Origin of the sequence: Nostoc sp. KVJ20, assembly GCF_001712795.1 — a bacterium.
Lineage (GTDB): Bacteria > Cyanobacteriota > Cyanobacteriia > Cyanobacteriales > Nostocaceae > Nostoc.
In genome coordinates, this window is the sequence record NZ_KV757809.1 from 1 (window position 1) to 8488 (window position 8488).

7 protein-coding genes are annotated in these 8488 nt (G+C 42.3%); 1 reads left to right on the forward strand and 6 read right to left on the reverse strand.

What is annotated here, in order from left to right:
- Nucleotides 1-1793: tetratricopeptide repeat protein (locus A4S05_RS37670; protein WP_141699931.1), on the reverse strand; the 1793-nt coding region annotated here is incomplete at its 3' end.
- 315 nt (nt 1794-2108) lie between these two features.
- Nucleotides 2109-2504 (reverse strand): hypothetical protein, encoded by a 396-nt coding sequence (locus A4S05_RS37675; RefSeq protein WP_069074841.1) that lies wholly within the window; start codon nt 2502-2504, stop codon nt 2109-2111.
- A 415-nt stretch (nt 2505-2919) separates the two neighbouring features.
- Here A4S05_RS37675 and A4S05_RS37680 point away from each other — a divergent pair, with 415 nt between their 5' ends.
- Nucleotides 2920-3288, forward strand: a complete 369-nt coding sequence (locus tag A4S05_RS37680; protein WP_069074842.1) for a hypothetical protein — start codon at nt 2920-2922, stop codon at nt 3286-3288.
- Between the two features lie 332 nt (nt 3289-3620).
- Here A4S05_RS37680 and A4S05_RS37685 read toward each other — a convergent pair whose 3' ends face one another.
- From A4S05_RS37685 to A4S05_RS37700, 4 genes are all read right to left on the reverse strand, one after another.
- Entirely contained in the window at nt 3621-6281 is a 2661-nt protein-coding gene (locus A4S05_RS37685) for an ATP-binding protein (protein WP_069074843.1), read from the reverse strand.
- 195 nt (nt 6282-6476) lie between these two features.
- The gene (locus A4S05_RS37690; RefSeq protein ID WP_069074844.1) at nt 6477-7118 is read right to left on the reverse strand and encodes an MOSC domain-containing protein; all 642 of its coding nucleotides are present in this window, start codon (nt 7116-7118) and stop codon (nt 6477-6479) included.
- Nucleotides 7119-7334: 216 nt separating this feature from the next.
- On the reverse strand, nt 7335-8267 hold the full coding sequence (locus A4S05_RS37695; protein ID WP_370684518.1) for an EndoU domain-containing protein: 933 nt from the start codon (nt 8265-8267) through the stop codon (nt 7335-7337).
- A gap of 49 nt (nt 8268-8316) precedes the next feature.
- Nucleotides 8317-8488: transposase (locus A4S05_RS37700; RefSeq protein ID WP_141699932.1), on the reverse strand; the 172-nt coding region annotated here is incomplete at its 5' end.

The window sequence follows — 8488 nt, forward strand, 5'->3', positions numbered from 1 at the left end:
TCGCTGTAGCGTCCTTGGCTATTGTAGAGACTAGCTAAATTGTTCAAGCTAGTAGCCACATTCGGATGCTCGCCAGCAAACAGGCGCTTTCTCATTGCCAAAGCTTCAATTAACAGAGGTTCGGCATCGCTGTAGCGTCCTTGGCTATTGTAGAGACTAGCTAAATTGTTCAAGCTAGTAGCCACATTGGGATGCTCCCCAGCAAACAAGGACTGGCAAACATTTACGCATTCTTCATGCCAAGGTTCTGCTAATTGATATAATCCTTGTCCTTCGTAAAATCTTGTTACCCCTACAAATACCCAAATTACTTCATCATTGGGAACTGATGCTAAAGAAATTATCTGTGCCTCTTTTGTTTCTTTTATCTCTGCAATTATGCGTTTACCCAAGTCTTCGAGATGGGGAATGATATCTCTGAGGTTTTCAATCTGCTCAGAAGTAGCTGAATAAGGAAGGATTTGAGCAAAGGCTATCATGGCAGTGGCGAAGGTTGTTTCTAAAACTGCTTGCATCTCGCCAGCCTCAGCTAACTGCCCTTGCAAAAACCACCGCACTAAGGCATGAATTTTATAATATCCTTCGCTGTCTTTTACTAGTTGCAGCAAGTTGCGCCCGTAGAGTTGCTTTTTCGCTGCGTTTAATTCTTCTTCTGACCAAGTTAGAAGAGGCAGGGGAGCAGGGAGCAGGGAGCAGGGGGGACTGTTTTCTTCAGCTTGGGAGGTGTCTAAGTCTCCTACTTCCCCTTGTGGGTCATTTTTCTCCTCTGCTCCTCTGCTCCCCTGTTCCTCTGCTTTTTGACTTTCTGTCGCCACCCAAATCACCAAATCCCAAAGAATCTGTACGGGAGAAAATAAACTCAAAAATATTCCTAGTTGTTGCGCCAGTGGGTCGAGTTCTGACCAAGTTAAAGCAAAGGCGGCTTTGACTCCCAGTTGAGTTGAGTTGAGAGTTTCCCGGTCTTGTAAAGCTGCTTCTGCTAATTTACGTTCTTGCAATCGCCCAAACATGATATCTAAAGATATGTCCGGGTCGCGTACTAAATAACCTCCAACTAACTCTATCCCCAAGGGCAAATATTCCAGACATTCACATATTGCTGTTGCGGCTTGTGGCTGGTTTTCAACTCGCTTATCTTTTTCGCCCAACAGTCGTTTTAACAGTTCTAAAGCTTTACCTGGTTCTTTTTGGGGTGAAAGAACATCTAAGGGAATCTCTTGAATAAAATTTGGGTCTAAATGCCGCAGTCGAGTTGTAATTAAGACTCGGAAGCAATTATCATCAGGAACGACTTGGCGGAGGTTGTCTAAATCAGTTACATCATCGAAGACGATTAAAATCGGCAAGTCAGAGTTAGGATATCTAGACCAACACCAGGCGATTTGTTCTTGAAGGCTTAAAAGTCTGCCTCCTAATTCCTGGGGAATTTCCAAACCAAGCTGCAATGAGAAAAACTCTAAAACTTCGGCGGCGAGATTGCTTTCTCTGTCGTTAAACCAGGCAATTCCCCCATAATCTTGTTTGTATCGTCTGGCGTATTGGGTGGCTAATTCAGTTTTGCCTACGCCACCCATTCCCGCTATTGCTACATAATATCCGCGCTGCAAGTCTTCATGCAGCATTGTCAGTTCCGTTTCTCGCCCGACGAAATTAACAGAACCGCGATAAGGAATAGATTTTGTGGGAGTTAGCTGTTTCTGCCCTTCAATAATTTGAGTGCCAATGTTGACTTGAGCGCCAGGGGCGGCAAAAGCGCCAACTTTGTCGGCAAACTTGCCAGAGTCTTCAGGCATACATAGTTAAATCTTGCTGTTCACAAAAACTGAAAGACCTCTCTCCGAAATTGCTATGCGTACACACTAGTCCTTTTGACCCCCTCTAACTCCCCCTTGCCAAAGCTACGGTGTACACACAAGTCGAATTACCCCCCTTAGTCTTCCCTTGTAAAGGGGGGAAACAAGAAAATCTAGTTCCCTCCCCTTTGCAAGGGGAGGGTTAGGGTGGGGTAATTCGAGAACTGGTAGTGATTCAATAACTTGTGTATACACCGTAGTTGTAGAGAAGGGGTTGGGGGTTAGGTCACACGATAACTAATAACTGCTGATAATTTAAAAGGACATATTTTCAATATTTCCTGTTCCACCTGGCATAACAACCTGACCAATTTTGTCTGCCAATTTCTCTAGGTTAGGCATAGCCAGAATTTCTGCAAGTTTAGGATTTGGTTCTGCTTTAGCTGCTTCTGCCAATTCTTTAGCTGCTTCTGCCACTTCAGGATTAGCTTTAGCCGCAGATTCCACTTCTAGTACAGCTTTGCCATAGTCGAGTGGTTGCTCTGGCGCTTTCTCAATAGCAATTACAGTCTGGGGAGACTGTTTTCTAAGGGTGACAAGAAACTTACCAGTCTTATCCCATAAAGCTTCACCTACTTTTTCGCCCGTTTTTTCTAAGGCTTTGGTGGCTATTATAGTGCCAACAGCGATCGCCGCAGTTTCAAGTATCATATCCTGCCTTGACTATGTGTATCTTATTTACTTATTACCACACCACTTTTGTTATAAATTTCGCAATTAAGTTAAAAAACCTAGATTATCACCACTAAACATTGCGCTTTAAGTTACTAAAATAATGAGTTTAGTTACCACCACTACGATTTTTGTTACAAACATCATTATTTTTGTTACATTATTACGAGTTTAGTTACCATCACTACGATTTTTGTTACAAACATCATTATTTTTGTTACATTGTTACGAGTTTAGTTACCACCACTACGATTTTCGTTACAAACATCATAGTTTAGTTGATATTGCTGAGTGAATTGTTATATTAAATACCAATTTTTGTGGATTTTACCCAACCAAAATTAGGTTTTAGTAGGGCAAGCTAGCTCTAGAACACCATAAAAAGAAGATAATTATGCCTCGGCAAAAGCGTACATATCGCGTTCTAGAGAAAGCTGAGTTGAGAATCGCCGGACTCAAAGCAATTGATCCCAGCATGGATTTTGGGGATGCTCGAAACTTGCAAAATCTTACACAAATAATTCAGCAGTACCGTAGCAAAATAGATGTTTATAATACCACTCTGGCTGTGATTGACTCTTACACAAATGAGATGAAAGAGTTGGAAACAACTTTGAGCGACTTGACTGGAAAAATGCTCCTTGGAGTTGCCTTTAAGTACGGCAAAGATAGCCGTGAATATGAAATGGCGGGTGGTGTTCGCAAAAGCGATCGCATTCGCAAAAGCACAGCAACACGTTTAAGGGCAACTCCAGTGGTATAGCAGGAGGCAGGAGGCAGGAGGCAGGAGGTAAAAGTATTACTATTCCTAGCCTTGGGGTTTTCAAAATGTCCTAACCTATGTGGCTACGGCTATATCATAATCTTTCTCAGAGGATGTTTGAAAAGTCCTCTTGTCGGTATCAAAAGTTTTATATCCCCCTAAATACCCCAATTTATCGGGGGATTTAAGGGGATCTTACTATAGGACTCATATTTGATTTCTGAAAAAACTCAGTACAACTAAGAAGCCTTCTTGACTATTGCCTATTGCCTATTGCCTTCTGCCTCCTGCCTCCTGCCTCTTGCCTCCTTCAATTAGAAATCCCCACTCCCTTATTCCCGCACTTTTTTCCAAGGAAGTTTGACTGTAAATCGACTACCTTTGCCTAACTGACTTTCAGCATGGACAGTTCCACCGTGCAACTCGACAATTTTTTGCACCATTACTAATCCTAAACCGGTACCTGGGGAACGTTGAGTAGAGGCATTTTCAACTTGCACAAAAGGTTGAAATAATTTAAAAAGGTCATCGGAAAGCATACCAATACCCGTATCTACCACGCTGAAAAAGATATATTCATTTGTGGAAGTTGGCTGGACTTCAATCCAGACTTCGCCGCCTTCTTTGGTAAACTTGATCGCGTTAGTCAACAAGTTAATAAATACTTGGCGAATGCGGGGTTCATCAACTTGGATGGGTTCAAGTTCTTCAGGTATTTGTGCCCTCAATCGAATATTTTTTTGAAACGCCAGATGTTTGACAAAACTTAGGCTGAAGTCACATATTCCCTGAATTGAAGTAGCAGCTAGTTGCAGTTCTATCTTGCTAGATTGAGTGTCGGTAAAGTCAAGGATTTGGTTAATCAATTCTAGTAAGTTCTTACCGCTAGATTCGAGCATCTTTAAGGATTGACGCTGTTCTTCACTCACACGGCCGTATACTTCATCTTGGAGTGCTTCTGTGATTACCAAAATGGAGTTTAAGGGAGTTCTCAATTCATGGCTGATGTTTCCTAAAAAGGTGGTTTTGGCACGATTTGCCACTTCAGCAGCTTCTTTAGCCTCACGCAATGAGGATTCTGCACGTTTGCGATCGCACACTTCTAAAGTTACAGCGACAAATTCCGCAATTGAACTAACGAAGTTTTGCTCACTCAGTTCCCATGTCCGGGGAATACCAACTTGCTCATACAATACTGTTCCCACTACTTCACCCCCAACCCAAATAGAAGTATCAATTAGGGATACAATATTCTTTGGTTCTAGTAGTTCATCCCATAATTCCTGTACCCGTAGATCGTTGCGAGTGTCGGTAACGGTGATGGTGCGGACAGATGCTAAAGCTCTAAAGTAGATTGGATAATCTGCTAGGTAACGTTCTAGATTAGCCGAATGTTTTTGCTGGCTACGTTCATAGAGACTTATGCATTGTAGTTTGGTGCGTTGGCGCAGCTTATCGTGGACATCGCTATTAAATAACCACACACTCACTTGCTCTACTTCTAAAGCATTGGCTGCTTTTTCTGTGATGACTTTGAATGCTGCTTCCAGATTTCCTTCAAAAATTGCTTTGTGATTTGCTAGTTCTGCCAATACTTGATTATGCTGGCGCAGTTTTTGCTCACTGTTAATCCGTTCTTGAATCTCTTGCTGTAATTTTTGATTTTCCTGCTTAACTTGCAGTTCTAAATCTTCATTTTTGGTAATTAGTGCAGTAAAGGTTTTGCGTAACTGCTGCGTCATCTCGTTGAAAGATTCACCCAGCACCTCTAGTTCTTTAATACCTTGTACTTTCACCACTGAGTTTTCGTCATTGGTAAAATCGGTTAAATCTTTTGTCGCCGTGCTGAAGTAGAGAATTGGTTGAGTTATCCAACGGGCAGTGACAATCCCCAATAAAGTAGCTAGTCCCAATGCTCCCAGACAGAGAAAAATCGTGGTTTGAGTGTTGCGATCAATTTGTCCCATAAAGTCTGCTTCGGGAACAGCCACCACAATTAACCAATTGACATCTGGTTTGCCCTGTAACGATCTAACTTCTAAAAATTGTCGTTTGCCGTCAACAGAGAAATCTAATTGCTGTAAACTTTGAATCTGGTCAAAGTTACTAAATTTAGTTGTTAAATATTTAGCGGTTGCTTGAGTAAAAGAATTCCCGCTCTGGGAAGCTGCCAACCGAATGGGTTTACCATTTTGTAAGCGGAATGGTTCTTCGGTTGTGGAAGTTGCAACTAATAGCCCCGATCGCTCGATAATAAAAATCTGCCCAGACTTGCCAACTTTAATATTTTGCAGCAAATCTCCAATTTGTGATACACGAGTTAAAGTGCTGTTGACTCCGAGTAACTGACCTTGGGAGTTATAGATGGGTTGAGATGCACTAATAAGGAGTGTGGGGTCAGTGAGGGATGTAAAAATCTGACTAAAGCTGAATTTTTTGGCGTTAACTGCTGCTTGATAATCAGGACGCGATCGCACATCATAGTTTTTAATCACCTCTGGTAGCTGGGTACGTTGACCTTGAGAGTCAATTCTGTAAGTGTAGAGGTCGTAACCAGTTGACTTTCCGGCTGTTCTGAGCAAAAATTGGCGATCGTTTAGCTTCTCTACCGTTAGGTGTTCCTGCTGTTCATTGCTGGCCGTTAAAGCCAACACATCTGGAAAAATCTTTAACTGCTCTATTAAATATGACTCCCAGGCTGCAAGATTTTCTATCTTCAGCGACCCAATATTAATGACATTTTGATTTTCGCCTAGTACCTGACGCGGGGTTGACAGATAAGTTTGTAAATTCTGCTCGACGCGATTAGCGACTTCATGACGCAATTCGCTAGCTACCTCATTGATTGCTTTTTGCCCGTTGCTGATTGATAAATATGCAGTCAATCCCACGGCTAGAAAGATTTGCAACAGAAACAACGCTACTAGGATGCAACTTAAAGGTACACCTTTAAACAGCGAAAAAACCCTACCTTGCTCAGTATTTTTGTTCATTTGCCCACTCCCCTTTCCTGTCCTGTAGTACTGAGTACAAAACCTCGACTTCGCTGTTATGTGGGCTGATGCATAGTTTATACTCGGTCGGGTCAAGTGCCAATATACCACTTCTGGCAAAAGAACAAAACGTTAACGTGTAGCTCGTACTTGTTGACTGTTAACTGTTAACGGCATCGAAAAGAGAATATTGGGTTATTCCCGACGACTTTGCTTCTGGAAGTAGTCGCGCCAGCTTTTGGGTAAGGCTTCAAGTTGAGCAGCTTGGTGAAGTAACTCTGGATTGTTCTGCTCACGAGTATAAAGCTGAGTGATATTTGCAACAGTAATATTGTTGTCATCCCGGCTCACCAACTCTAAAGTGTCTCCGGCTCCGACTTCGCCCTCTTGCAAAACACGAAAATAAAATCCGGTTCGACGACTTGCAAGAAATTGTTTAACTATATCAGGTCGTCCAAAGCGAATCCCAAGTTTGTAACAGGGTAGGCGAGGTTGTGTCACCATCAGTTTGACAGTGCCAATTTGAAAGCGATCGCCAATATTCACATCTTCTTCTCTGAGTCCAGCGATCGTGAAATTTTCGCCAAAGATGCCTAGCGGTAGCTCTGTATCAGGCAATTCACCTCGCCAGTAATCGTAATGCTCGAATGGATAGACATAAACTGCTTTGTCTGCTCCTCCATGAACGGTTAAATCAGCTTGCCCATCACCGTCTAAATTGAGTACACGCACCATCACGCGATCGCTGACTGGTTCTTTAAAAATGCCAGTGCTAACTGTTTTCCCTTTCCAGACTACTTCACGCGGCAATCCGATATTTACAGAAATGAGTTTCATAAGAATTTTAAATCGGCTAAATTGAATCAACGAAAATCTAGTAGTTCGCCAACCCAAAATTGCTGGGAGCAGGGGAGCAGGGGAGCAGAGGAGAGGCAAATACCAAGTTCTTTCCCCTCTGCCCCTCTGTCCCTCTGCCCCTCTGCTAACTACCATGCAAAGTTTCCTTGGCAGACTACTAGATTGCCGGGGCGATCGTTTTGTGGCATCTAACCATTACTGCACACATATAGGGTTGCTACCAGGAGTAGCATCAGGATAGAAAGTGCGGACTCCACCATCTCTTCTCACAAATACTGCTTTAAACGTATTACCCTGATCAGTTACATTCAAATGACAAACAGTATTTGTAGAACTGGTATTAGGGTTATTTTTATAACCTAAAGCCACTATAGAAAGAATTTCTTCCGCATTGAGAGTATAAGCATAACCTTTTATAGAGGACTGAGCAGTAGTATTGCCAACTTTGACAATAGCACCAATAGTATAAATGGCATTGGGAACAACTTCTTCTCTGGATGTGTTGTTATTTAATCTTCCCGCTAAACCCTTTTCTTGAAGCTCCACATAACGACCAACAAAGTGCAATCCACCTATAGAACCTCCTGCAACAGGTTCTCCACAAAAAATATGATCAAAACCATCAGCATTAAACCAGACATTAGTCAAGTCAGCTAAAAAATCTGCATCGGAAGTGCGCCCTAAAACCAGATATCCCCCTACATATTGTTTAATATTTGCCAAAACAGTAGGATTGTTTGTCATCATCAACTGGAAGTTAGAAGGGCTGACAATTGTACCAGGTTGTCCACAAAGATCAGTAACTGCCCTATCAAAGGCATTCAGAGTTGGAGCAACCGGAGTAACATCCCCTGGGCTGCCGAATGCTAGTCCAGATAAAGGATTATTGATATTGTCAAAAAATGGCACAGAACCAGCAGGTAGAGAGGGAGTAGAAGAGCCAAAATCAGTAATCACAATATCATCAATGTTAGTTCTGTTGGAAGTTCCATCAGTCTTGCGGATTTCACAACGACCTATGCCAGAAATATTAGGTGTAAAAGTTGCTGTTTGAAGTGATTTAGAACTGGTTGTAACTGTTGAACCAACTGCTGTCCATGAGGTTCCGCTTGTAGTCGAACACCACAACCCCCAAATGGTGTTAGAGGATGTTTTAAAAGTCGAAGCGAGTCAAAAATTATGCCAGTCGCCTGACCATAATCCGGATCATCGCAATGTAAATAAAAGTCTCAGAGGTTTCTGGTAGTCGTTCATAATCTTTACTTAAACGCCGACACCAGTTAAGCCAACCAAAAGTTCGCTCAACAACCCAGCGCTTTGGTAAATGGACAAAACCTTTCTTTTCCAAG